Source organism: Pseudomonas sp. LBUM1678 (genome assembly GCF_059695575.1).
The window spans coordinates 904,769-929,609 of record NZ_CP166775.1; the positions used below are offsets into that span (position 1 = coordinate 904,769).

At 60.3% G+C, this 24,841-nt stretch carries 17 protein-coding genes; 7 read left to right on the forward strand and 10 right to left on the reverse strand.

Translation table 11 applies throughout. The features are described 5' to 3' along the window. Positions 1-1,405 precede the first annotated feature (1,405 nt). A complete protein-coding gene (locus ACA070_RS03960) occupies positions 1,406-2,110 on the forward strand; it encodes a methyl-accepting chemotaxis protein (protein ID WP_462029896.1) in 705 nt (234 codons plus the stop codon). Positions 2,111-2,243: 133 nt separating this feature from the next. Here the strand turns inward: ACA070_RS03960 and ACA070_RS03965 are convergent, their stop codons facing one another. After that, positions 2,244-3,020, reverse strand: a complete 777-nt coding sequence (locus ACA070_RS03965; RefSeq protein WP_497450115.1) for a TatD family hydrolase — start codon at positions 3,018-3,020, stop codon at positions 2,244-2,246. Between the two features lie 3 nt (positions 3,021-3,023). Further along, the gene (gene cra, locus ACA070_RS03970) at positions 3,024-4,019 is read right to left on the reverse strand and encodes a catabolite repressor/activator (protein WP_497451909.1); all 996 of its coding nucleotides are present in this window, start codon (positions 4,017-4,019) and stop codon (positions 3,024-3,026) included. A 283-nt stretch (positions 4,020-4,302) separates the two neighbouring features. On the opposite strand from cra, the gene ptsP reads away from it, so the two are divergent. The 4 genes from ptsP (at position 4,303) to ACA070_RS03990 (ending at position 11,588) form a co-directional block, all read left to right on the forward strand. Beyond that, positions 4,303-7,164 carry a phosphoenolpyruvate--protein phosphotransferase gene (ptsP, locus tag ACA070_RS03975; protein WP_497450116.1) on the forward strand — a complete coding sequence of 954 codons (2,862 nt, stop codon included), beginning with the start codon at positions 4,303-4,305 and terminating at the stop codon, positions 7,162-7,164. Then, entirely contained in the window at positions 7,164-8,105 is a 942-nt protein-coding gene (pfkB, locus tag ACA070_RS03980; RefSeq protein ID WP_497450117.1) for a 1-phosphofructokinase, read from the forward strand. Before ptsP ends, pfkB begins: the two co-directional genes overlap by 1 nt. 11 nt (positions 8,106-8,116) lie before the next feature. Next, complete coding sequence (locus ACA070_RS03985) at positions 8,117-9,859, forward strand: PTS fructose-like transporter subunit IIB (protein WP_497450118.1); 1,743 nt, start codon at positions 8,117-8,119, stop codon at positions 9,857-9,859. Positions 9,860-10,046: 187 nt separating this feature from the next. Beyond that, positions 10,047-11,588, forward strand: coding sequence for an alkaline phosphatase D family protein (locus ACA070_RS03990; RefSeq protein ID WP_497450119.1), 1,542 nt, complete (start codon positions 10,047-10,049; stop codon positions 11,586-11,588). Between the two features lie 110 nt (positions 11,589-11,698). Here the strand turns inward: ACA070_RS03990 and ACA070_RS03995 are convergent, their stop codons facing one another. The 3 genes from ACA070_RS03995 to ACA070_RS04005 form a co-directional block, all read right to left on the reverse strand. Then, positions 11,699-12,112, reverse strand: a complete 414-nt coding sequence (locus ACA070_RS03995; RefSeq protein WP_497450120.1) for an endonuclease domain-containing protein — start codon at positions 12,110-12,112, stop codon at positions 11,699-11,701. A 360-nt stretch (positions 12,113-12,472) separates the two neighbouring features. Continuing rightward, positions 12,473-15,001, reverse strand: coding sequence for a PepSY domain-containing protein (locus ACA070_RS04000; RefSeq protein ID WP_497450121.1), 2,529 nt, complete (start codon positions 14,999-15,001; stop codon positions 12,473-12,475). Between the two features lie 249 nt (positions 15,002-15,250). Then, entirely contained in the window at positions 15,251-17,575 is a 2,325-nt protein-coding gene (locus ACA070_RS04005; RefSeq protein WP_497450122.1) for a TonB-dependent receptor, read from the reverse strand. Positions 17,576-17,780: 205 nt separating this feature from the next. Here ACA070_RS04005 and ACA070_RS04010 point away from each other — a divergent pair, with 205 nt between their 5' ends. Both ACA070_RS04010 and ACA070_RS04015 read left to right on the forward strand, forming a co-directional pair. After that, positions 17,781-18,461 (forward strand): Fe2+-dependent dioxygenase, encoded by a 681-nt coding sequence (locus tag ACA070_RS04010; RefSeq protein WP_497450123.1) that lies wholly within the window; start codon positions 17,781-17,783, stop codon positions 18,459-18,461. After that, positions 18,458-19,213 carry a tetratricopeptide repeat protein gene (locus tag ACA070_RS04015; RefSeq protein ID WP_497450124.1) on the forward strand — a complete coding sequence of 252 codons (756 nt, stop codon included), beginning with the start codon at positions 18,458-18,460 and terminating at the stop codon, positions 19,211-19,213. The genes ACA070_RS04010 and ACA070_RS04015 overlap by 4 nt, the downstream gene beginning before the upstream one ends. A 201-nt stretch (positions 19,214-19,414) precedes the next feature. Here the strand turns inward: ACA070_RS04015 and ACA070_RS04020 are convergent, their stop codons facing one another. The 5 genes from ACA070_RS04020 to ACA070_RS04040 all read right to left on the reverse strand — a co-directional run bounded on the left by ACA070_RS04020 (position 19,415) and on the right by ACA070_RS04040 (position 24,499). Next, complete coding sequence (locus ACA070_RS04020) at positions 19,415-20,578, reverse strand: type III PLP-dependent enzyme (protein ID WP_497450125.1); 1,164 nt, start codon at positions 20,576-20,578, stop codon at positions 19,415-19,417. Between the two features lie 470 nt (positions 20,579-21,048). Next, positions 21,049-22,206: an osmoprotectant ABC transporter ATP-binding protein OsmV gene (locus ACA070_RS04025; RefSeq protein WP_121733608.1), complete on the reverse strand. Its 1,158-nt coding sequence runs from the start codon at positions 22,204-22,206 to the stop codon at positions 21,049-21,051. Beyond that, on the reverse strand, positions 22,203-22,856 hold the full coding sequence (locus tag ACA070_RS04030; RefSeq protein ID WP_010463438.1) for an ABC transporter permease: 654 nt from the start codon (positions 22,854-22,856) through the stop codon (positions 22,203-22,205). Before ACA070_RS04030 ends, ACA070_RS04025 begins: the two co-directional genes overlap by 4 nt. Before the next feature lie 12 nt (positions 22,857-22,868). Continuing rightward, on the reverse strand, positions 22,869-23,762 hold the full coding sequence (locus ACA070_RS04035) for a glycine betaine ABC transporter substrate-binding protein (RefSeq protein ID WP_497450126.1): 894 nt from the start codon (positions 23,760-23,762) through the stop codon (positions 22,869-22,871). Positions 23,763-23,782: 20 nt separating this feature from the next. Next, positions 23,783-24,499, reverse strand: coding sequence for an ABC transporter permease (locus tag ACA070_RS04040; protein WP_054049992.1), 717 nt, complete (start codon positions 24,497-24,499; stop codon positions 23,783-23,785). Positions 24,500-24,841 lie beyond the last annotated feature (342 nt).

Here is a 24,841-nt window from a genome sequence, read left to right on the forward strand (position 1 = left end):
AGAGACAGCGCTAAATAGTGGCTATCTGCCGTCGACCCGCGCCTGCCAATAAAAATAAGAATCAAAAGGGAGACCTCCAGTGAAGAGCTTGCTCTATCCCGCCGTCGCGCTAATGAATCGCCTGAGCTTCGGCATGAAGTTCAGCCTGATCAGCGTGCTGTTCCTCGTGCCGATGCTGGTGACTAACTTCTATCTCGTGCGCGACTCCTATCGCGAATTCCAGGGCACACAAGTCGAACTGCAAAGCCTCGACCTGTTAGGCAGCAGCCTGACCCTGCGGCGTGATCTGGAAACCCTGAACAATCTGGTGCAGATCAACGTTACCCTCGGCCAGTCCGGCAAGGCCGGCAATGTCGAGACGAAGATCAGCGCCCTGGAGCAAAGTGTTCTGGCCCGCCTGCAAGGGCTGAAGGCGATGACCACTGACCCGGAGCAGATCACGGTTTTCGACGGCAAACGCGATGAAATGATCGCCGGCTTCAAGGCCCAGAAAGCGGAAAACTCCCTGCAAAGTAAAAGTGCGCTGATTGGCAAATTGCTCGGCAATGCACAGATTTTCAGCCAGATCATCGCCACTCAGGCCGGCCTGAGTCGTGACAGTCAAAGCGACATGCGTCAGCTGAGCGAACTCATTACCAACGTCACTCCGCCTGTGACCCAGATTCTGGGTGACGGCCGGGCGATGGGTTCCTATTCGCTGGGGCAGGGCTTTCTCAATTCGGCGTCGAGCACCCGATTCGATGAGCTGCTGGCGCAGATCGAAAAGCTCCAGGGTGAATACGGTCTTAAGCTGAATGACGCATTGGGCTCCAGCAAGGCTGCGCGTGAAACCCTGGCGGCCCAGGCCGAAAGCAGCAAAGCCTCCCTGAAAAAGGCCAGTGAACTGTTCGAAGAACAGGTGGTGATGGCCGACACCCTCGATGCGCCATGGCAGGCCTTTTACGATCAGGTCACCGGCCTGATGGACCAGACCTACCAACTCAACGAAGCCACCCTGACATTCCTTGGCACCCAGTTGCAGCAGCGGCTGGAGCAGAACCGCACCCACATGGTCTTGCAGGCCGTGGCGCTGTCGGTGGTGTTTGTGTTGATTTTCTACCTCTACGGCGGCTTCTACGCCTCGACCCGCACCACCCTCAAGCGACTGGGCGCGACGCTGGACAAAGTCGCGGCGGGTGACATGACGGTGACCTTCCGCGCCGAAAGCCGCGATGAGTTGGGCGAGTTGGGCGAGGTGTTCAATGGCACCGTGAAGAAAATCCATGACCTGATCGAACGCGTAGGCCAGACCGTCAACGAGGTCGAGCGCCAGGCCGGGCAGGTCGAGAGTGTTTCTGCCCAAAGCAACCAGGCGGTGGCGGGGCAGCGCTCGCAAATCGAGCAGGTCGCCACGGCCATGAACCAGATGTCGGCCACCTCACTTGAGGTGGCGCGCAGTGCCGCGGCGGCGGTCAGCAGCGCTCACAGCGTCAACGACGAGACCATCAGCGGCCGCGGCCTGGTGGCGTCCCAGCAGGGCAGCATCGCGCAACTGGCCAGTGAGATCGATCAGTCGGTACGGGTGATCAATCAATTGGCCAGCGACAGCCAATCCATCAGCCGCGTGCTGGAAGTGATCAAAAGCATCGCTGAGCAGACCAACCTTCTGGCGCTCAACGCCGCGATCGAAGCCGCTCGGGCCGGTGAGCAGGGGCGTGGTTTTGCGGTGGTGGCCGATGAGGTCCGGACCCTGGCCAAGCGCACCCAGCAATCGACCGAAGAAATCGAGCAGATGATTACCAAGCTCCAGACGGGTGTCGGCGCGGCGGTGAAAGCCATGGGCGTCAGTCATCAGGTGGCCGACGGCACCGTCGGGCAGTCGGAAAAGGTCCAGCAGGCGCTGGAAAACATCCTCGGCGCCGTCGGCATGATCGTCGACCAGAACCAACAGATTGCCGCGGCGGTGGAGCAGCAGACCGCGGTGGCCCACGACATCGACCAGAACATCGTCGAGATCAACCGCGCAGGCGAACGCACCGCCGAAGGTGCGCACCAGACCGAAGACGCCAGTCGCGCATTGTCCGCCCAGGTGGTGGAGCTCAAACAACTGATCAGCGCGTTCCGGGTCTGACGGCACGCGGGAATCAAATGTGGGAGCGAGACCGGCTTGCCGGCGATAGCGGTCTGTCAGTCGATATCAACGTTGACTGACAGGCCGCTATCGCGAGCAGGCTCGCTCCCACAGGGGATTGTGCAGGGCTGATTTACCAGTTGAACAACTCACAGGCATTGGCCGTGCTGGCCGCGGCCAATTGTTCGGGGCTGATCGCCATGATCCCGGCCAGCGCCGAGCAGATCGCCGGCAGGTGCGCGGGGCTGTTGCGTTGACCGGGAAACATGACGGGCGCCATGTCCGGCGAGTCGGTTTCCAGCACCACTGACTCAAGGGGCAGCTCGGCGAGAACGCGGTGCATGCGCAATGCCTGCGGCCAGGTGGCGGCACCGCCCAGGCCCAGTTTGAAGCCGAGCTTGATGTACTCGCGAGCCTCTTCCTTGCTGCCGGCGAAGGCATGAATGATTCCCGCGCGTTTCAGTCGGAAACGTTTGAGCGTGGCAATCACCGCCGCATGGCTGCGCCGCACATGAATCAGCGCCGGAAGATTGAAGTCCACTGCCAGTTGCAGCTGCGCGTCGAATAGCGCCTGCTGGCGTTCACGGTCGAGGGTTTCGATGAAGTAATCCAGTCCGATCTCGCCCACTGCACACAATTGCCGATGGCCCGCCAGGCGGGTCAGCCAATCTCCGAGTTCGGGTAAGTCTTCAGGGCGATGTTGATCCAGATAAACGGGGTGCAACCCGAACGCCGCATGCAGATCGGGATCGCTTTGCACCAGATCCCAAACCCGCTGCCAATTCCCCTGATAAACCCCCAGCACCACCATCCGCCGCACCCCAAGGGCGCGGCTCTCGGCGAGCAGCGCCGCGAGGTCCTCGTCGAAGTCCGGAAAATCCAGATGAGTGTGGCTGTCGATCAGCTCCACGGTTCAGTCCTGGCGAATACGCTGCTTGAAGGTCCGCGCGATGGCCTGCACGCCGGGTTGGTAATCGGACTGCTCGATGGCGGCCAGGGCCAGTGCCAGCGCCTTGTCGGCAATCAACTGATGCTGCTGGGCCATGGCGTTGACCGGCAGCGGCAGGAAATCCAGCAACTGCGTGTCGCCGAAGGTGCCGAGTCGCAGCGGGCGGGGTTTCAGCGGGTAGTCGTGCAAGGCATCAAACACGCCTTGAAGCAGCACGTAGGACGTGGTCACCAGCGCATCCGGCAAATGCCCCAGACGCTGAAGCAGTTCTTCCATCAACTGCTTGCCGCACTCACGGCTGAACGACTCAGCGTGCTCGATCAGCACTTCGCCTTTGAACCCGGTCAGGGCTTCCTTGAACCCGGCAGCACGTTCCTGGCTGATGCTCAGTTCGGGACGGGCACCGATCAGGGCGATTTGCTTGGGCAGCGGATCGAGCAGGCTGCGGGTCAGTTGCAGGCTGGCCTCGCGATCATCGCTGATCACCGAACAGAAATGCTCAGGTTCCATCACCCGGTCGATGGCGATGATCGGCATGCCCTTGGCTTGCAACTGACGGTAGCTGTCGTCACCCGCCGGCAGGCAACTGGCGACGATCAGCGCATCGCAGCGCCGGGCGCGGAACAGTTGCAGCAATTGCCGCTCGCTGTCCGGCGCATCGTCGGAGCTGGCGATCAGCAATTGATAGCCGCGAGCCCGGGCGCCTTGTTCGAGCAGTTTGGCAATTCGTGCGTAACTGGGGTTTTCCAGGTCCGGCAGAATGAAGCCCAAGGTGCGCGTGTGCCGACTGCGCAGCCCGGCGGCCTGGGGATTGGGAGTGAAGCCATGTTGTTCGACGACCGCACGAACGCGCTCGACGGTGGCACTGCTGATACGTTGCTGTTCGGCCTTGCCATTAATGACATAACTGGCGGTGGTAACGGACACACCGGCCAATTGTGCAATATCACTGAGTTTCAACGCGGGCTTTCCTTGTTTTACGGCCGACATTTTCGCCAATCCTACCCGATTCCGGTAGACGACCATTGTCGCAACGCTTCCGACAAGTTGGACTTCAAGGATGGGACATAATCGAGTAACGTGCCAATCATTCTAGATTAAACGATTCAGCAAGCGTATTTTCTAAGTTATAAGTGCATTTGGCCGGTTCTGCCGCGAAACCGCCAAAAGTGAAGACTAAGCGCCTAAGCTGGAATCATTCAAAACAATACCTGGCGCCAACAGACGCCAAAAAGGAGAAAGCATGCTCGAGCTCACCATAGAGCAGATATCCATGGGCCAGTCGGCTGTGGATAAGTCCGAAGCGTTGCAACTGCTGGCCCGGCATCTGGTCACCGATGGCCTGGTGGCCGAGGGTTACCTTGCCGGCTTGCAGGCGCGCGAAGCCCAGGGCTCGACCTTTCTCGGTCAAGGTATTGCCATCCCCCACGGTACCCCGGAAACCCGCGACCAGGTGTTTTCCACCGGCGTGCGACTGATGCAGTTCCCCGAGGGTGTGGACTGGGGCGACGGTCAGATCGTCTACCTGGCGATCGGCATCGCCGCCAAATCCGATGAGCACTTGCGACTGCTGCAACTGCTGACCCGCGCGCTCGGTGAAACCGACCTGGGCCAGGCCTTGCGTCGCGCCAGTTCCGCCGAAGCCTTGTTGAAACTGCTGCAAGGCGCACCGCAGGAACTGGCGCTGGATGCTCAGATGATCGGCCTCGGCGTTTCCGCCGATGACTTCGAAGAATTGGTGTGGCGCGGTGCGCGTTTGCTGCGCCAGGCGGACTGCGTGAGCAACGGTTTCTCCGCCGTCCTGCAGCAAGTCGAAGCGCTGCCGCTGGGCGATGGCCTGTGGTGGTTGCACAGCGAACAAACGGTCAAGCGTCCGGGTCTGGCCTTCGTCACACCGGACAAACCCATGCGCTACCTCGGTCAGCCCCTCAGTGGCCTGTTCTGCCTGGCCAGTCTCGGCGAGGCGCATCAGGCCTTGCTTGAACGCCTTTGTGCGTTGCTGATTGAAGGCCGTGGCCACGAATTAGGCCGCGCCACCAGCAGCCGTAAAGTCCTCGAAGTGCTGGGCGGTGAACTGCCGGCGGACTGGCCGAGCGCGCGCATTGCCTTGGCCAACGCCCACGGTTTGCATGCCCGTCCGGCGAAGATCCTCGCGCAACTGGCAAAAAGTTTTGAAGGCGAAATCCGCGTGCGCATCGTCGATGGCCAGGACAGCGCCGTTTCGGTGAAAAGCTTGAGCAAACTGCTCAGCCTCGGCGCCCGTCGCGGTCAGGTGCTGGAATTCGTCGCCGAACCGAGCATCGCCGCTGATGCGTTGCCAGCCTTGCTCGCCGCCATCGAAGAAGGTCTGGGCGAAGAAGTCGAGCCGTTGCCCGCCGTGAGCCAGCAGCGCGAAGTGTTTGCCGATGTGGCCGAAGTGCTCTTGGCGCCAGCGTCCGGCAGTCTGGTCCAGGCAATTGCCGCCGCACCGGGCATCGCCATCGGCCCGGCGCACATTCAAGTGCTGCAAACCATCGACTACCCGTTGCGAGGTGAGTCTGCCGCGATCGAGCGCGAGCGTCTCAAACAAGCGCTGGAGCACGTGCGTGGCGACATCGAAGGCCTGATCGAGCGCAGCACGTCCAAGGCCATTCGCGAGATTTTCATCACCCACCAGGAAATGCTCGACGACCCGGAATTGACCGATGAAGTTGACACCCGCCTCAAGCAAGGCGAAAGCGCCGAAGCGGCGTGGATGGCGGTGATCGAAGCGGCGGCCAAGCAACAGGAATCACTGCAGGACGCGTTGCTCGCCGAACGGGCTGCCGACTTGCGCGACATCGGCCGTCGGGTGCTGGCGCAACTCAGTGGCGTCGAAACCCCGAATGAGCCCGATCAGCCGTACATTCTGGTGATGGACGAAGTCGGCCCCTCCGACGTCGCCCGTCTCGATCCGACCCGCGTCGCCGGTATTCTCACGGCCCGTGGCGGCGCGACCGCTCACAGCGCAATTGTCGCCCGGGCGCTTGGCATTCCAGCCTTGGTCGGCGCCGGTGCAGCGGTGTTGCTGCTGGCACCGGGCACGCCGTTGCTGATCGACGGCCAGCGCGGTCGCCTGCACGTGGACGCCGACGCGGCGACCCTGCAGCGCGCCACCGAAGAGCGCGACACCCGCGAGCAACGCCTCAAAGCGGCCGCCGAACAACGCCATCAACCGGCACAGACCACTGACGGTCACGCGGTCGAAGTGTTCGCCAACATCGGCGAAAGCGCGGGCGTGACCAGCGCGGTGGAGCAGGGCGCTGAAGGTATTGGTCTGCTGCGCACCGAACTGATTTTCATGGCCCATTCCCAGGCGCCGGACGAGGCGACCCAGGAAGTCGAATACCGTCGTGTACTCGATGGCCTGGCCGGTCGTCCCTTGGTGGTTCGCACCCTCGACGTCGGCGGCGACAAACCGTTGCCGTACTGGCCGATTGCGAAAGAAGAAAACCCGTTCCTCGGTGTGCGCGGCATTCGCCTGACCTTGCAACGTCCGCAGATCATGGAAGCGCAATTGCGCGCCTTGCTGCGTGCTGCCGACAACCGCCCGCTGCGGATCATGTTCCCCATGGTCGGCAGCGTTGATGAGTGGCGCCAGGCGCGGGACATGACCGAACGCCTGCGTCTGGAAATCCCGGTCGCCGACCTGCAACTGGGGATCATGATCGAGGTGCCATCGGCGGCGCTGCTTGCTCCGGTGCTGGCCAAGGAAGTCGACTTCTTCAGCGTCGGCACCAATGACCTGACCCAATACACCCTGGCCATCGACCGGGGTCATCCAACCTTGTCGGCCCAGGCTGATGGCTTGCACCCGGCGGTGCTGCAACTGATCGACATCACCGTGCGCGCGGCTCATGCCAACGGCAAGTGGGTCGGCGTGTGCGGCGAGCTGGCGGCCGATCCGCTGGCGGTGCCGGTGCTGGTCGGCCTCGGCGTGGACGAGTTGAGCGTGTCGGGCCGCAGCATTGCCGAGGTCAAGGCGCGCATCCGCGAACTCAGCCTCAGTCAAACCAAAATTCTCGCCCAGCAGGCCCTGGCCGTGGGCAGCGCCAATGAAGTGCGCGCATTAGTGGAGGGCCTGTAATGGCCAAGATCCTGACCCTGACGCTCAACCCGGCGCTGGACCTGACGGTGCAGCTGCCGCGCCTTGAGCCCGGCCAAGTCAATCGCAGCGACGAGATGCACACCCACGCCGCCGGTAAAGGCGTGAACGTGGCGCAGGTGCTGGCCGACCTCGGGCATCAGCTGACGGTCAGCGGTTTCCTCGGTGAGGACAACCTTCAAGCGTTCGAAACCCTGTTCGCCAAACGCGGTTTTGTCGATGCGTTCATTCGGGTGCCCGGTGAGACGCGCAGCAACATCAAACTGGCGGAAAACGATGGGCGCATCACCGATATCAACGGTCCGGGACCGATGGTCAATGAGGCGGCACAGCAAGCGTTGCTTGATCGACTCGATCAGATCGCGCCCGGTCATGACGCTGTCGTCGTCGCCGGCAGCCTGCCTCAAGGGATCAGTCCTCAGTGGTTGCAGGCGTTGATTGAGCGTTTGAAAAACCTGGGTCTGAACGTCGCCCTCGACAGCAGCGGCGAAGCGTTGCGCGCGGCACTCAAGGCCGGCCCGTGGCTGATCAAACCGAACACCGAAGAACTGGCCGACGCGCTCGGCTGCGAAGTGATCTCGGTGGCGGCGCAAGCCGAAGCAGCGAGCCGTTTGCACACTCAAGGCATCGAGCATGTGGTGATCTCCCACGGTGCCGAAGGCGTGAACTGGTTCAGTGTCGGCTCTGCGATGCACGCCACGCCGCCCAAGGTCAGCGTCGTCAGCACGGTGGGCGCGGGCGATTCGTTGCTGGCCGGCATGCTCCACGGTTTGCTCAGCGCCGACACGCCTGAACAGACCCTGCGCACCGCCACGGCGATTGCCGCGATGGCGGTCACGCAGATCGGTTTCGGTATTGGCGATGTCGCGCAGTTGGCGCGGCTCGAACAGGGTGTGCGCGTGCGCCCCCTGACAGAACAATAAGAGGGTTTGTCATGAAGTTAGCCATTGTTACGGCCTGCCCGAACGGCATGGTCACCAGTGTGCTGTGCGCCCGCTTGCTTGATGCAGCGGCCCAGCGTCAGGGCTGGAGCACCAGCGTCGAAGTGGTGGATGCCGCGCATCCGGAACGTCAGCTGTCGGCAGCCACGATTGAATCCGCAGAGTGGGTGTTGCTGGTCACCAGTACGCCGGTGGATATGTCGCGGTTTATTGGCAAACGCGTGTTCCAGAGTACGCCGGCCCAGGCGTTGCAGGATGTTGAAGCGGTGCTGCGCCGAGGCGCTGAAGAAGCTCAGGTGTATGTCGCGCCTGAAGTCGTCGCGCAACCTGTTGCCACCGTTCAAAACGCGCCACGTCTGGTGGCGATCACGGCGTGCCCGACCGGTGTCGCTCACACGTTCATGGCCGCCGAAGCCTTGCAGCAAGCGGCCAAGCGTCTGGGCTACGACCTGCAAGTGGAAACCCAGGGCTCGGTCGGCGCGCGCAATCCACTCAGCGCCGCCGCGATTGCCGATGCCGATGTGGTGCTGCTGGCTTGCGATATCGAAGTCGCCACCGAGCGTTTCGCCGGCAAGAAAATCTACCGTTGCGGCACTGGTATCGCGTTGAAACAAGCCGAAGCAACGCTGAACAAAGCGCTGGCCGAAGGCAATCAGGAAACCGCTGCGACGGGTGCCAAAGGCCCGGCCAAGCAAGAGAAGACGGGTGTCTATAAACACCTGTTGACGGGCGTGTCGTTCATGCTGCCGATGGTAGTGGCGGGTGGTCTGATGATCGCCTTGTCCTTTGCATTCGGTATCAACGCATTCAAAGAGCCTGGGACGCTGCCGGCTGCGCTCAAGCAGATCGGAGATGCGGCCTTCACATTGATGGTGCCGTTGCTGGCCGGATACATTGCTTATTCAATTGCGGATCGACCGGGCATTGCTCCCGGGATGATTGGTGGGCTGCTCGCCAGCCTGTTAGGAGCGGGCTTCATCGGCGGCATCATCGCTGGTTTTCTCGCGGGTTACAGTGCGGCCGTGATCGGTCGACAACTGCGTCTTCCACAAACGTTTGACGCTCTGAAACCGATCCTGATCATCCCGCTGCTGGCCAGTCTGTTTGTTGGCTTGATCATGATTTATGTGGTGGGGCAGCCGGTAGCGGGATTGCTCAGTAGCATGACCAGATTTCTGGAAACCATGGGCACTGCCAATGCGATTCTGCTGGGCGTGGTACTCGGCGCCATGATGTGCGTCGATCTTGGCGGACCGATCAACAAGGCTGCTTATGCGTTTTCTGTCGGGTTGATGACGTCGGCGAATGCCAGTTATGGGCCTATTGCGGCAGTCATGGCTGCCGGCATGGTGCCACCGATTGGTTTGGGTATCGCCACGTTCATTGCTCGCCGCAAGTTCGCGCAGACCGAGCGTGAGGCGGGTAAAGCAGCCTTGGTGCTGGGTATGTGCTTCATCTCTGAAGGGGCCATTCCGTTTGCCGCCAAAGATCCGTTGCGGGTGATTCCAGCGAGTATCGCCGGAGGTGCACTGGCTGGCGCGTTGTCGATGTACTTCAGCTGCAAGCTGATGTCGCCGCACGGTGGATTGTTCGTGTTGGCGATCCCGAATGCGATCAATCATGCGCTGTTGTATCTGTTGGCGATTGTGGCCGGGAGCCTGCTAACGGCGGTGGCGTATGCGTTGCTCAAGCGGCCGGAAGTTGTAGAGATGGCGCTAGAACCCGCCAAGGCCTGACACACCACAAAACCTGTGGGAGTGAGCCTGCTCGCGATGACGGTGTGTCAGTCAACAATGATGTTGTCTGACACACCGTCATCGCGAGCAGGCTCGCTCCTACAGGGGATCAGTGTGTTGGCAGATTTTTGTGTCACACCGGTTTCATGCGCACGTGCTTTAGTTTCCCCTTTTCAGGGAGAACACCATGAGCGAATTCGACCTCGGCCGTCGCCGTGTCATGCAAGCCGTCGGCGCCGGGCTGTTGCTTCCGGGCCTGGCACCGGCCGTCATCGCCTCGGTCAAGGATCGTCCGCTACTCACCGACGGTGTGCAGTCCGGCGATCTGCAGGGCGACCGGGCGATGATCTGGAGCCGCAGCGACCGGCCGGCGCGGATGGTGGTGGAGTGGGACACCCGCAGCCTGTTCGGCAACCCTCGTCGATTCGTCTCGCCATTGGCCGATGCGCGCACCGACTTCACCGCACGGGTCGAACTCACGGGCCTGCCCGGCGATCAGGCGATTTTCTATCGCGTGTATTTCGAAGACGCCCAGAGCGGTGTCGCCAGCGAACCCTGGTTCGGCCATTTGCGCAGCGTGCCGCAAACCCGGCGCGACATTCGCTTCGTCTGGAGCGGCGACACCGTCGGCCAGGGCTTCGGCATCAACCCGGACATCGGCGGCATGCGCATCTACGAAGCCATGCGTTTGCGCCTGCCCGACTTCTTTATCCACAGCGGCGACACCATCTACGCCGACGGCCCGGTGCCGGCGCAACTGACCACCGAAAGCGGCCGTGTGTGGCGAAATATCACCAGCGAAGCCAAGAGCAAAGTCGCCGAGACCCTCGACGACTACCGAGGCAATTACCGCTACAACTTGATGGACGAAAACGTCCGCCGCTTCAACGCTGAAGTCCCGCAGATCTGGCAGTGGGACGACCATGAAGTGGTGAATAACTGGTCGCCGGGCAAGCAGTTGGATGAGCGCTACAAGAGCAAAGATATCCACAGCCTGGTAGGCCGTGCCCGGCAGGCGTGGCTCGAATATGCGCCCATGCGTTTGCAGAGCGCCGATGGTGGAGGGCGGATTTATCGCAAGCTCGGTTATGGGCCGATGCTGGATGTGTTCGTGCTGGACATGCGCAGCTATCGCGACGCCAATGACGACAACCTCGGCGCCGCCAAACCCTTTCTCGGTCGTGAGCAACTGGACTGGCTCAAGGCTTCGTTGAAAGCCTCCAGTGCGCAATGGAAAGTCATCGCCGCTGACATGCCGATCGGCCTTGGCGTCCCCGACGGTGAAGTCAGCCCGGGTGTGGCGCGCTGGGAAGCGGTGGCCAACGGTGATCCCGGTCCAGCCCAGGGACGTGAACTGGAAATCGCTGAGTTGTTGGGCTTTCTACGTGCCCAACAGGTGCGCAATTTTGTATTCCTGACGGCGGACGTGCATTACTGCGCAGCCCATCATTACAACCCGGAACGTGCGGCGTTTCAGGATTTCGAACCGTTCTGGGAGTTTGTGGCGGGGCCGTTGAATGCGGGGAGCTACGGGCCTAATCCGCTGGATAAGACCTTCGGGCCCGAGGTGATTTTCGAGAAAGCCCCACCGGCGCAGAACACCTCGCCGTTTGCCGGGTTTCAGTTCTTTGGCGAGGTGAATATTGATGGGCAGACGGGGGAGATGAGCGTGGTGTTGCGGGATCTGGATGGGGTGGCGGTGTTTGAGCAGAAGCTGCAGCCTGTCTGATAGATCCATCCCACCCCAGCCCTCTCCCCACGGGGGAGAGGGGGAAAGGGGGCCGACCTCTATTGGATTCGAAACCTGAGTTCGACTCTATTTTTCAGGTCGCAGAATTTCTAAAGAAACTCACGGTCAGTCCCCTCGCCCTCTGGGAGAGGGTTAGGGTGAGGGCTGCGATTCGCAGCAAACCTCAGGATTTGCTCTAACACATCACTCATCCGCTCAATTACCTCCAGATTATTGAATCGCACAACTTCAATACCTAGTGCCTGAAGGTAAAGCGTTCGTCTCCGATCATGGATTTTTCCCGCCGTCTCATAATGCTGACCACCATCCAGCTCGACGGCCAACTTAAGCTCAATGCAATAAAAATCCAAGACATAAGGCGGACATGGAAACTGCCGTCGAAACTTCAGATTGGCGATTTGCCGGGATCGGAGTTTTTGCCAGAGCAGGAGCTCGCAGTCGGTCTGGTTGGCGCGCAGGTGACGGGCGAATTGGCGTAGGTGGGGGGAGGTGCGGGTGGGCATGCTTCACGTCCGTGTGAAGGGGGATGAAGGTTTTACTTTAGCCGGAGTTTTGTACTTCGGTTATAGAACCACCCCTCACCCCAGCCCTCTCCCCACGGGGGAGAGGGGGAAAGGGAGCAGATTTGCGTTGGATTCAAAACCTGAGGTCGACTCGATTTTTCAGGTCGGTGTAACTCTAGAACACCTCGGCCAGTCCCCTCGCCCCTTAGTAAAGAGGGGAAAGAGAGCCGATTTGCGTTGGATTCAAACCTGAGTTCGACTCGATATTTCAGGTCGATGTAACTCTAAGAACACCTTGGTCCAGTCCCCTCGCCCCTTGGGGCGGTCCGACGTTTCGGGAGGGTTAGGGTGAGGGGGCTTTTAGTAGACATCCCGTCGGTAGCGGCCCTGCTCGATCAGGCGGTCAACTTCTTCAATCCCGAGCACTTCGTTGAGCACGTGATCCACACCGGAAGCCATTCCCTGCAAGCTGCCGCAGATGTAAATCACGGCACCGTCGGCCAACCATTGCTTCAGTAGATCGGCGGACTCTCGCAGTCGATCCTGCACGTAGATCTTCTCGGCCTGATCCCGCGAGAACGCCAGGTCCAGTCGCTCCAGATCGCCTGAAATCAACCATTCCTCAAGCTCATCGCGGCACAGGTAGTCGTGTTCCCGATTACGCTCGCCGAACAGCAGCCAATGCCGTTGCTGCCCATCGGCAATGCGCGCCTTGAGCAAACTGCGCAGCCCGGCCAGCCCGGTGCCGTTGCCCAGCAGGATCATCGGTACCGGCTCGGTCGGCAGGTGGAAACCGCTGTTACGGCGGACCCGCAGGCTGACAGTGCCACCCACCGGCGCATGTTCGGTCAGCCAGCCGGAGCCGATGCCCAGGCTGCCGTCGGCATGCATTTCCTGACGCACGATCAGCTCCAGCATGCCGTCGGCGGCGATCGAGGCGATGGAGTATTCGCGCAAGGCCAAGGGCACCAAGGCGTCTACCAGCGCTTGCGCGTGCAGGCCGACCAGGTGAGTTCTGTTCTCGGGCAGTTGTCGACTGGCGAGGGCTTGCTCCAACGCTTGCGACAGGCCATCGAAGGTCACCATGGCCCGGCCTTCAATACCCAGGCCGTCAAGGAAATGCTCGATCGCCCACGGGCAATTGCGTGGCAGGACTTCCACCAGATCCCCCGCCAGCCAGCTGCTGGTCGTCGGAGCGGAGAGGCCCAGCAAGTACACCGGCGAGCCGGCGCTATCGGGGTTCATCAACTCGCGGCGGGACAGGGTCCAGTTGTCGTAGCTTGGCGCTTGCCAGGTGTCGACCGGCGCTTGCCCGGTCAGCAGGCCGAGTTGCTGCTGCCAGTGACGCAAGGCGTAAGGGTCGCCGCTGTCGACTTCCACCGGCGCGAACAAGGTCTTGCCGCCATGCTCGCCCAGCCAGGTGTGCAAGCGTCGGGCGAAACCGCAGAAGTGTTGATACTGACGATCACCGAGACCCAGTACCGCGTAGTTCAGGCTCTCCAGGCTCGGCGCCTGGCCCAGCACTTTGCGCTCGAAACCACGGGCGCTGTCCGGCGCTTCGCCATCGCCGAAGGTGCTGACCACGAACAGCGCGTTGCTGGATTCACGCAAATCCTGTTCGCTGACATTCGCCAGCGGCTGAACCTTTACCGGCAGGCCGGCAGCCTGCAATTGCCCGGCGGTCTGCCACGCCAGTTGTTCGGCAAACCCGCTTTGACTGGCGAAACCGATCAACCAGGCGGGTGTATTGCTGCCTGTCTGCGCGAAGTCTTTGCGAGCATCCTTGATCTGCTTTTTCTTGCGGCGACGATCCAGATACAACAACCAGCCGGTGACGAAGAACAGCGGCATGGTCAGCGCGGTTATGGTCAGGATGATCCGCCCGACAATGCCGAAGTAACTGCCCACGTGCAGCGCGTAGATGCTGGTCAGCAGTTGCGCCTTGAGGCTCTTGTCGCTGTAACGGTCATGCCGTTTGACGAGGCCGGTGGCCGGATCGAGGGTGATCTGGTTCAGCGCTCGGTCATGGGGCGAGGTGTTCAACAGGTAGAAAACCGTAGCGGGTTGCCCGGCCACTGGCGGCATGCGGATGTTGTAGGCACTGAGTGCCGGACCTGCGGCGCTATAAATGCTGCTCCACATGACGGCGTAGTCGGCGGTAGGCGCCGGGCCGCTCGGTGCAGGACCACGACCACCCCGAACGCGCTCATTTTGCGGTGAGTCGGAAAGCAGTTGGGTCAGGCCCTTGTTGTACCACTCATAGGACCAGGACAACCCGGTCAGCGCTGACAGGAGGTAAAACACCAGGCACCAGGTGCCGGCCACGGAGTGCAGGTCCCAGTTGAAGCTGCGGCCCTTTTTCTTCCAGTCGAGGGTCAGCCAGGCACGCCAGTTTTTCCATTGGCGCGGCCAGCGCAGGTACAGACCGGACAGGCAGAAAAACACCAGGATCAGCGTGCACGCGCCGGTGATTTGTCGACCGATGTCACCCATGGCGAGGAAGCGGTGCAGCTGCAGCATCAGGCCGAAGAAATCCTGGCCGGTGACCTCACCCATGAACTCGGCGGTGTACGGATCGAAGTAGCGCATCTCGCCACGGCGTTCGCCCGGTGGCGGCGTGAAGCTCACCCGCGCGGCGTTGCCACTGTCGGTGTCGACCCAGAGCATCGCGACTTTTTTGCCGGAGGCGCCCTCGATTTTTTCCACCAGTTCGGCGGGAGGCAGGACGCCGGCAACCTGCTTCTCGACTTGCAGCACGGAAGGATTGAGCACGCTGAGGATTTCATCCTCAAACGATACCATCGCCCCGGTGATGCCCATCAGGGCCAGGACCAGCCCGGCACTGATGCCGAAAAACCAGTGCAACTGGAACAGGGTTTTCTTCAACACGTCGCTCGCCTTGTTCGTTCGAAATAATTATCACGGCGCGCATTATGCCGTGGGTTGCTGAGAAACATTCTTTTTTACGCACAAAAGCCCCGTTCATGTGGATGAACGGGGCCTGGCCTTATTGCCGACCACTCCGTGTGGGAGCGAGCCTGCTCGCGATAGCGGTGGGTCAGCCAACATAAATGTTGAATGAAGCGCCGTCATCGCGAGCAGGCTCGCTCCTACAGAGGAGTGCCGTGAGGCTGGCAATCAGAAGTGGAAGTTGGTGCTCAGTAATGCCGTACGGCCCGCCGCCTGGTTGGCGAAGTGGGTCGAGAAGGCTTTGTCGTAGTAGGTTTCGTCGGTCAGGTTCTGCACGTTCAGTTGCAGGTCGACGTTTTTGCTCAGCTTGTAGGCGGCCATTGCGTCGTAACGAACGTAGGAATCAACCATGGTGGTGTTGGCCACGCTACCGAATACGTCGTCGACATAGAACGCGCCGCCACCGATGGTCAGCCTCGGCGTGACCTGGTAGGTCGTCCACAGGCTGGCGCTGTTTTTCGGGGTGTTAGGCAATTCGTTGCCGTTGTTGGCTTTGTTGGCCGGCAGATCACCCCCATCGACTTGCTCGCTGTCCATGTAGGCGTAACCGGCGAAGACCTGCCATTTTTCGGTGATCTTGCCGGTGGCCGACAGTTCGATACCTTGAACGCGGGTTTTGCCGGCGTTTTCATAGGACGTGGTGTCGACTTGAACGCGGGCGTTTTCTTTCTCGGTGCGGAAGATATCGGCGGTCAGCGACAGGCGATCGTTCAGCAAATCCCACTTGGTGCCGATTTCGTAGTTCTTGGTGGTTTCCGGCTCCATGTCGCTGCTCAGCAGGTTGCCGTTGCGATCCGGAGTGCCGCCCAACGGGTTGCCTTCCTGGCCTTCGCCCAGGGTGTTGCCCGGAGGCGTGGCGGAGGTGGCGTAGGACGCGTAAATGCTGCCGTTTTCAGCCGGCTTGTAAACAACGCCGAATTGGCCGGTCACGAACTCGCTGACGTCATCGCCCTTGGACGTGGTCACGCTGGAGGCGTTGTAGGTTTTGTACTTGGTGTCGAAATGGTCGTAACGCAGGCCCATGTTCACCAGCCATTGTTCGGACAATTCCAGGGTGTCGAACACATACAGCGCGTAGGTGTCGGACTGGGTATCGGTGCCAGCGTAGTTGCGCGAGATCGCACCGTTCCATGGATCGTTCGGGTTCGGGTTCGACAGCGAGGTGCAGTTGTAGCCGCTTGGCGCGCCGATGATTGTTGGGCGGCAGTTGGTCGTCACAGCAGCTGTCGCCGGCGTGGTATCGGTGTTGACGTTGTACGAGGATTTTTCGCTTTCCTCGTGGCTCAACTCGATACCGGTGGAGAAGCTGTTCTTGAACCCAGCGATGTAGACGTCGCCAAACAGATCGGTTTGGTTGGTGGTGGTCTCAGTGTTGCTGACACGGGTATTGGCTCGACGCCAGACGCTGCCGTTATTGACGTTGCCCTTGCTGTCGTCCGGCTGGGTCAGGATGTAATCCTGCATGCTGTTGCCGTGGCGCAAGGTGTTTTTGACGGTCAGCGCATCGGTCAGGTCGTGCTCGATGGCGAAGGTCGCGGTGTCGGTGCGGCCCTTGCGGAAATCACGGCCCAGGCCATAGAAGTTGCTGTCATCGCCACCGGCGTAAGGCTTGTCCGGGTTGGACTTGTTGCGGTCGGCGGTGAGGCCCGACGCTGGAACGGTGTACGGAATGCCCGAGTCCGGGGTGTCGTTACTTTCCAGATGGTAGTAATCGAGGTTGACCCGGGTGTCGGTGCCCAGGCCGAACGCCAGCGAGGGTGCGATGCCCCAGCGGTCGTAGTCGACGCTGTCTCGGCCAGCAACGTTGCTTTCGTGGCTCATCAGGTTCAGTCGGCCAGCGGCGGTATCGGTGAACTGATAGTTGCCATCCAGGGTGTAACGCTGGGTCTGGTCCGAACCCCAGGTAAAACCACCGTCAAACGAGTCGCCCAAGTGGGCCTTTTTGCTCACCAGGTTAATGCTGCCGCCCGCGGCGCCACGGCCGCCAATGGCCGAGTTCGGACCTTTGCTGACTTCAATCGACTCGACGGCGAAGATCTCGCGGCTCTGCGAACCCGTGTCGCGCACGCCGTCCAGATAGGTGTCGCCCTGAGCGTCGAAACCACGAATGAACGGACGATCGCCTTGTGGGTTGCCACCTTCACCGGCACCAAAGGTGATGCCCGGAACGGTGCGTAGCGCGTCCTGCATATTGAGGGCGCCGGTATCCTTGAGAACCTGTTGCGGGATAACGGTGATCGAACGCGGTGTGTCCACCAGCGGTGCGGTGTACTTGGGCGAGGAGGCTTTTTCGACGTTGTAGGAAGTCGCATCCTGGGCTTCGCCAGTGATCGCGGTAGCCCCCAGCGAAATCGCATTGCCCGGCGCTTTTTCGTCGGCCTTTTCAGCCGCGAAAACCATGTGGCCGGCGGAGCTGGCAGTGAGCGCCACGCCAATTGCAGACGCGAGCAAACGCGGTGAACTGACTGGTAATTGTAATTGTTGGCGTGACATGTGAATTCCCCTCCCCAAGGATTTGAGGTCGCGGAATATAGGGTAGACGCGTATTTGTATCAATTGCGAAACGTTACTATTCGCGAAGAATTTACATTCTTTACAATTTAGCCTTACGGTTTTTGATGATTCGTTCGTCGTGGGGGTTTTACACAGTCAATAAGAATCAATACCATTGCGCCTCTTTACCCTCAGGTGCCATTCCATGCTGCTGCACATTCCCGGCGTGTTCGCGAAAGAAGAAGTGCAGCGCATCCGCGAGGCTCTGGAGCAAGCGGATTGGGCTGACGGAAAAATCACCGCCGGATACCAGTCAGCCAAAGCCAAGCACAACCTGCAGCTGCCTGAAGGCCACCCGCTGGCCAAGGAAGTGGGCGCGGCGATGCTTGAGCGGCTGTGGAAAAATCCGCTATTCATGTCCGCGGCGTTACCGCACAAAGTTTTCCCTCCGTTGCTGAACTGTTACACGGCCGGTGGAAGTTTCGACTTCCACATCGACAACGCCGTGCGTCAGCCCAAGGGCGGTATCGATCGGGTACGCACCGACCTGTCGGCGACGCTGTTTTTCAGCGAACCGGACGACTACGACGGCGGCGAACTGGAAATCCAGGACACCTTCGGCACCCAGCGTGTGAAGTTGCCGGCCGGGGACATGGTTCTGTACCCCGGCACCAGCCTGCACAAGGTCAACGCCGTCACCCGCGGCACCCGCTATGCCTCGTTCTTCTGGACCCAAAGTCTGGTGCGTGAGGACAGTCAGCGCGCGTTGCTGTTCGAGATGGATGGGGCGATCCAGCAACTGACTCAGGACATGCCCGATCACCCGTCATTGATCCGCCTTACCGGCACCTACCACAACTTGTTGCGCCGCTGGGTCGAGGTATGAGTTATCAATTGCGCCGTGAGGAAGCCCTCGACGGTGATTCGCTCAAGGCCATGCTGGAGGAAAGCCCCGCTCGTGCGGCGCAGGCGATTCTGATCGCAGCCCGCGAAGGCTTACTCGACGCTCAAGCCTTGCTTGGGCAGATTCTGCTGGACGGGCAGGGCATCGCACAGGATCAACCGCTGGCGCTGCGCTGGTTCGCGATTGCGGCTCAGGGCGGGCATTTGATGGCGCGCAACATGCTCGGTCGTTGTCATGAACATGGCTGGGGTTGCAGCGCCGATGCATCGATTGCCGCGGGGCATTATCGAATGGCGGCAGACGCGGGGCTGGATTGGGCGATGTACAACTACGCCAACTTGCTGGCGACCGGGCGTGGAGTGATTGAGGATCAAGCGCGGGCGCTGAATCTCTATCGCCGCGCAGCAGAACTGGGCCATGCGAAGTCGATGAACCTGTTCGGTCGATATCTGGAAGAGGGACAGGTTTGTCCGGCTGACCCGAAAGCTGCGCGTGACTGGTATCGACACTCGGCGCTCGGTGGGGATTTTCGCGGGCAGTTCAGTTATGCGGCTGTGTTGGCGGATGAGGGAAATGTCGACGAAGCGGTGGTCTGGCTGCGCAAGGCTCTCGACGGCGGGAATCTGAATTTCTTGCGGGTGGCGAGCAAAGCACTGGTGAGTGCAACCGATCCGCAAATTCGCGCCATGGCAGCTGAATATCACCAGAAGACTCTTCAGATTAACGAGGAATGAGGCCAACACTGTTCTTGTGGCGAGGGAGCTTGCTCCCGTCAGACTGCGTAGCAGTCTTTTTTTTGGGGCCGCTTCGCGATCCAACGGGAGCAAGCTCCCTCGCCACAGGATATGCATTGCAAAGGCTATCTCGTCGCTGAAATCGCAGACACAAAAAAGCCCATGACACGTCATGGGCTTTTTCATTTTTACGAGTAGCGCTTACACGTAAAACGATTTCAGCGGCGGAAAGCCATTGAATTCAACCGCGCTGTAACTGGTGGTGTAAGCACCGGTCGACAACCAGTACAGACGATCACCAATGGCCAGGTTCAACGGCAAACCGTACTTGTAGTTTTCGTACATGATGTCGGCGCTGTCGCACGTCGGACCGGCGATGACCACTTCTTCCATCTCGCCTTTCTTCTCGGTCCAGATCGGGAACTTGATGGCTTCGTCCATGGTTTCGATCAGGCCGGAAAACTTGCCCACATCCGTGTACACCCAGCGCTCGACGGCGGTGCGGGATTTACGCGCCACCAGCACCACTTCGCTGACCAGGATGCCGGCGTTGGCGATCAACGAACGGCCAGGTTCCAGGATGATTTCCGGCAGTTCGTCACCGAAGTCTTCCTTGAGGAAACGGATGATTTCTTCAGCGTAGGTTTCGAGGCTGTTGGTGCGGGTGATGTAGTTGGCCGGGAAGCCGCCGCCCATGTTGATCAGCTTGAGGTGAATGCCGTCTTCTTCTTTCAAACGCTCGAAGATCACTTTGACCTTGGCGATTGCCGCGTCCCAGACGCTGATGTCGCGCTGTTGCGAGCCGACGTGGAACGAGATGCCGTAAGGCACCAGGCCCAGGTCACGGGCGAGGATCAGCAGGTCCATGGCCATGTCGGTCTGGCAGCCGAATTTGCGCGACAAAGGCCAGTCAGCGGTGGTCGAGCCTTCGGTGAGGATGCGCACGTAGACTTTCGAACCCGGTGCAGCCTTGGCGATGTTGCGCAGGTCGGCTTCGGAGTCGGTGGAGAACAGACGCACGCCCTTCTCGTAGAAGTAGCGGATGTCCTTGGATTTCTTGATGGTGTTGCCGTAGCTGATACGGTCGGCGCTGACGCCGCGGTCCATGACTTTGTCGAGCTCGTAGATCGAGGCGATGTCGAAGCTCGAGCCTTTCTCTTTGAGCAGGTCAATGATTTCCACGGCCGGGTTGGCCTTGACCGCGTAGTAGACCTTGGCGAATTCGAAACCGGCGCGCAGGTCGTCATAGGCCTGGCTGATCATCGCGGTGTCGATCACCACGAACGGGGTTTCTTGCGTGTCGGCGAAGGCTTTCAGTCTCTGAAAGGTTTCGCGCGCGTAATAGTCTTCGACGTTGATCGACATGCTGGAATCTCCTACTGGCAAACTAGATTAATCAATGGGCGCAAATGAACGTCCTCCGTATCCCCACTTTGGTTCGCCTACTTCCCAAGGCATGTCGCCGAAAGCAAAAAGGCCACGGGAGGCGGTGCTTCCCTTGGCCTTGCTGTCTCGTCGTCAGTACTTGAGCCGGATGGATCGTTTCCAGCATGGACGTTCGGCGCGAACTTTAGGGCGTGAGGGGCTTGAGATCAACAAAAAATGTCGCGTTTTTGCACGCTTCCGTCGTGCGGTCCTGGACAGTTACTGATGTAACCGACCTGCATGACAGTGTGATGTTCCCCTTGCAGGGCGATTTGGGGTGTGTCAGGCGGGAGTTGTGTTGCCTCAATCGCTAGCAGGCTAGCTCCCACAAGGGAATTGTGCTGATGCATACATCGCATGTACACAACAGGTCCCAATGTGGGAGCGAGCCTGCTCGCGATGGCGCCAGATCAGGCGACAGCAGTCTCGGCTGGCGAAACGATGCTGGTCTTGCCCCCACGGGACTTACCGGAGCTCAAATACTCGGCAATCGATTCCTGAGTCACTTCCCCAAGGAACACCCGCTCGGCATCCATCACCGGCAGCCACGAGCGGTTGAATTCGTACATCCGCGACAACAGGATGCGCAAATGCTCGTCAAACGCCGCCGTGGCGTTGAATTCACGCAGGTATTGCGCGCACGTACCGGTCTGACGGTGCAGGTCGCGACGTCGTACATAACCCAGCGCCTTGTTCTCACCGTCAGTGACGACGACATAGCGACGGTCCAGTTCGTCCATCAACTCCAAGGCTTCAGCCACCGGGGTTTCCGGGCTCACCGACGGCGCGTTGTCCGCTGCGTCTTCGGCTTTCACCAACAACAGACGCTTGAGCGTACTGTCCTGGCCAACGAAGTTGCTGACAAAATCATCCGCCGGATGCGCCAGTAGCGTGTCCGGGTGATCGATCTGCAGCAGCTTGCCGGCGCGGAAGATCGCGATCTTGTCGCCCAGCTTGATGGCTTCGTCGATGTCGTGGCTGACCATGATGACGGTCTTGTTCAGCGCGCGCTGCATCTCGAAGAACTCGTTCTGGATCATCTCGCGGTTGATCGGGTCGACCGCGCCGAACGGTTCATCCATCAACAACAGCGGCGCATCCGCCGCCAACGCACGAATCACGCCGATCCGCTGCTGCTGACCCCCAGACAATTCACGGGGGTAGCGATTCAAGTACTGCTTGGGCTCAAGCTTGATCATGCTCATCAACTCGCGGGCGCGGTCGTGGCATTTCTGTTTGTCCCAGCCCAGCAGGCGCGGAACGATGGTGATGTTTTCCTCGATGGTCATGTTCGGGAACAGACCGATCTGCTGGATCACATAACCGATGTTGCGACGCAGGGTCACGGCGTCGAGGTCGGTGGTGTCCTCGCCGTTGATCAGGATCTTGCCCGAGGTTGGCTTGATCAAACGGTTGATCATCTTCAGCGTGGTGCTTTTGCCGCAGCCCGATGGCCCGAGGAACACACAGATCTCGCCTTCATTGACGGTCAGGCTTACCGAGTCCACGGCTTTCACATCTTTGCCGTTGCTTTGGAAGGTCTTGCTGAGGTTTTGAAGTTCGATCATTTCAGGAGTCCTTTTGGAGTCAGCGTGCGTTGCAGCCATTGCAGAAGCAGGTCAGCGAAGATGGCCAGGAGACTGACCAGCACGGCGCCGACGATCAGCATCGACATGTCGCTGCGGCTGATTGAAGCGAGAATAAGTACACCCAGGCCACCGGCGCCGATGGTCGCGGCGATGGTCATGACACCGATGTTCATGACCACGGCGGTGCGCACGCCGGCGAGGATCACCGGCACTGCGATCGGCAGTTCGACCATGCGCAGGCGCTGGCCGAAGGTCATGCCGATGCCTCGGGCGGCTTCACGAATGCCCGGTTCGACGCCGGTCAGGGCCAGGTAGGTGTTCCGCATGATCGGCAGCAGCGAGTACAGAAATACCGCCGTGATCGCCGGCATCGGGCCCAGACCCTGGCCGAACTTGGAGTAGAACGGCAACAGCAGGCCGAACAGCGCAATCGACGGCACGGTCAGCAGCACCGTTGCGCTGGCCTGCAAGGGACCTGCGAGCGTCGGGAAGCGAGTCATCAGTACGCCCAGCGGCACGCCAACGAGGATCGCCAAGGTCACGGCAATTCCGACCAGGGTGATGTGCTGCCAGGTCAGGTGCAGCACCAGTGGCCAGTCGAGATGGGAAAAGGCGTTCAGAAATTCCATGTCTTTTCCTCCTTAATTCAATGGGTGCTGGCGCAGAAAGTCTGCGGCAACGGATGAAGGGCTTTCGTGATCGACATCGACCCGCGCGTTGAGCTGGCGCATGGTGGCGTCGTCGAACAGTTCGGCCAGCGGCTTTATTTCTTCCGCCAGTTTTGGATGGGCGTCGAGGTAGTCCTGACGCACCACCGGCGCGGCGGTGTAGTCCGGGAAGTAGTGCTTGTCGTCTTCCAGCAGTTTGAGCTTGAAGGCGTTCAATCGACCGTCGGTGGTGTAGACCAGGCCGGCAAACACCTGGCCATTACGCAGGGCGGTGTAGACCAAGCCAGCATCCATCTGCCGGATGTTTTTGCGGGTCAGGTTCATGCCGTAGAGGTCGACCATGCCGTCCAGACCGTCGGAACGGTTGGCGAACTCGGTGTCCAGCGCGACGAGATGATTGGTCTTCGCCTCAGCCTGCATCACCGTGTTCAGCTCGCTGATGGTGTTGATCTGCGGGAAAGCCTTTGCCGTTTTTTCCGGCAAGGCCAGGGCGTAGGTGTTGCTGAACTTCGACGGAGTCAGCCAGATCAGGCCTTTTTTCGCATCGAGTTCTTTCACCTTGGCGTAGGACTGAGCGCTGTCGAGTTTTTCGGTGACATGGTTGTAAGCCACCAGCGACACGCCGGTGTATTCCCACATCAAGTCCAGTTGGCCACTTTCGTGGGCGCTACGGGCGAGGTTGCTGCCCAGACCGCCAGTCACCTGGGTGTCGTACCCCTTGGTGCGCAGGTACTGGGAGGTGATTTCCGCGAGCAGGGTTTGTTCGGTGAACACCCGGGCGCCGATGCGGATCACCGGTTTTTCAGCGGCTTGGGCAAATCCTGCGAACAGCAGAACGCAGCCCAGTAACAAGGTCATTCTTTTCATAAGTATTCCTTTGCCGAGGCTTAAGACGGGCGCAGGCCGCGTTCGAGCCAGAGGCGGCTGGCGAGTGTCACCAGACCGTCGAGCAGCAAGGCCAGCAGGGCGGTGCAGGCCGCGCCGAGCAGCAGTTGCGGCTGATTGTTCAGGGCGATGCCCGGGAAAATCAGGCTGCCGAGACTGTTCGCGCCGATGAGGAACGCCAGCGGTGCGGTCCCGACGTTGATCGCCAGGGCCACACGCACGCCACCGATGATGATTGGCACGGCGTTCGGCAGTTCGACCCGCCACAGCACTTGAGTCGGCGTCATGCCAATGCCGACGGCCGCTTCCTTGAGCGAACCCTGGACGTTTTTCAGGCCTTCATAGGTGTTGCGCACGATCGGCAACAGCGAGGCGAGGAACAGGGCGAAGATCGCGGGGCCGCTGCCGATGCCGAGGATCCCCAGGGCGATGGCCAGTACGGCAAGAGGCGGCACGGTGTTGCCGATGTTGAAGATCTGCATGAAGCGTTCAGCGCGGCCAACCATGGTCGGGCGGCTGAGGAAGATGCCGGCGGGGATGCCCACAACGAGGGCGGCCAGCATGGAGACAAGGACGAGAATCAGATGAGCTTGCAGGTAAAACAACAAATCGTCGCGGTAATGTTCGATCGTGTTGATGCCAATCCAGTGGACCAGCAGGGCCAGGAGAGCGACGACAACCGCACCTCCTATCAGCCCCTTGCCATAGCGAATAGCCACAGGCGGACTCCTTTTTTCTTTGTCGGCGAACGCAGTCCCGTGTGGCATGCCATTCCTGGCTGCCGGGAAATCAACGATCGCGAGAAGCAGCTCTTCATGCTGATGCAACCGCATGAGATCGAGCCATAAGCGCAGCCTCGTCAGGCTAACTTGCAGGTTTTTCAAACCCTGCTACGAGAGCTGTAACAGGGGAGTGGACGCCTCCACCTTTTAAAAGGTTCCATATTTAGCAGCATTTAGCTACCACGCATCTCGTTTACCTCCCGTAGCAGCTGTCGAGCTTGCGAGGCTGCGTTCGGCGGCGCAGCCGTCGCAGAGTTCACTCACGCGGTCTGCCGGATA

What these genes read in the sequence shown, in the direction of transcription:
- ACA070_RS04035 (WP_497450126.1), bottom strand. Translation starts at nt 23,762, where the DNA reads ATGAAAAGAATGACCTTGTTACTGGGCTGCGTTCTGCTGTTCGCAGGA.
- ACA070_RS04005 (WP_497450122.1), bottom strand. Translation starts at nt 17,575, where the DNA reads ATGTCACGCCAACAATTACAATTACCAGTCAGTTCACCGCGTTTGCTC.
- ACA070_RS03990 (WP_497450119.1), top strand. Translation starts at nt 10,047, where the DNA reads ATGAGCGAATTCGACCTCGGCCGTCGCCGTGTCATGCAAGCCGTCGGC.
- pfkB (WP_497450117.1), top strand. Translation starts at nt 7,164, where the DNA reads ATGGCCAAGATCCTGACCCTGACGCTCAACCCGGCGCTGGACCTGACG.
- ACA070_RS04015 (WP_497450124.1), top strand. Translation starts at nt 18,458, where the DNA reads ATGAGTTATCAATTGCGCCGTGAGGAAGCCCTCGACGGTGATTCGCTC.
- ACA070_RS03960 (WP_462029896.1), top strand. Translation starts at nt 1,406, where the DNA reads ATGTCGGCCACCTCACTTGAGGTGGCGCGCAGTGCCGCGGCGGCGGTC.
- ACA070_RS03985 (WP_497450118.1), top strand. Translation starts at nt 8,117, where the DNA reads ATGAAGTTAGCCATTGTTACGGCCTGCCCGAACGGCATGGTCACCAGT.
- ACA070_RS04020 (WP_497450125.1), bottom strand. Translation starts at nt 20,578, where the DNA reads ATGTCGATCAACGTCGAAGACTATTACGCGCGCGAAACCTTTCAGAGA.
- ptsP (WP_497450116.1), top strand. Translation starts at nt 4,303, where the DNA reads ATGCTCGAGCTCACCATAGAGCAGATATCCATGGGCCAGTCGGCTGTG.
- ACA070_RS04010 (WP_497450123.1), top strand. Translation starts at nt 17,781, where the DNA reads ATGCTGCTGCACATTCCCGGCGTGTTCGCGAAAGAAGAAGTGCAGCGC.
- ACA070_RS04025 (WP_121733608.1), bottom strand. Translation starts at nt 22,206, where the DNA reads ATGATCGAACTTCAAAACCTCAGCAAGACCTTCCAAAGCAACGGCAAA.
- ACA070_RS04030 (WP_010463438.1), bottom strand. Translation starts at nt 22,856, where the DNA reads ATGGAATTTCTGAACGCCTTTTCCCATCTCGACTGGCCACTGGTGCTG.
- ACA070_RS03995 (WP_497450120.1), bottom strand. Translation starts at nt 12,112, where the DNA reads ATGCCCACCCGCACCTCCCCCCACCTACGCCAATTCGCCCGTCACCTG.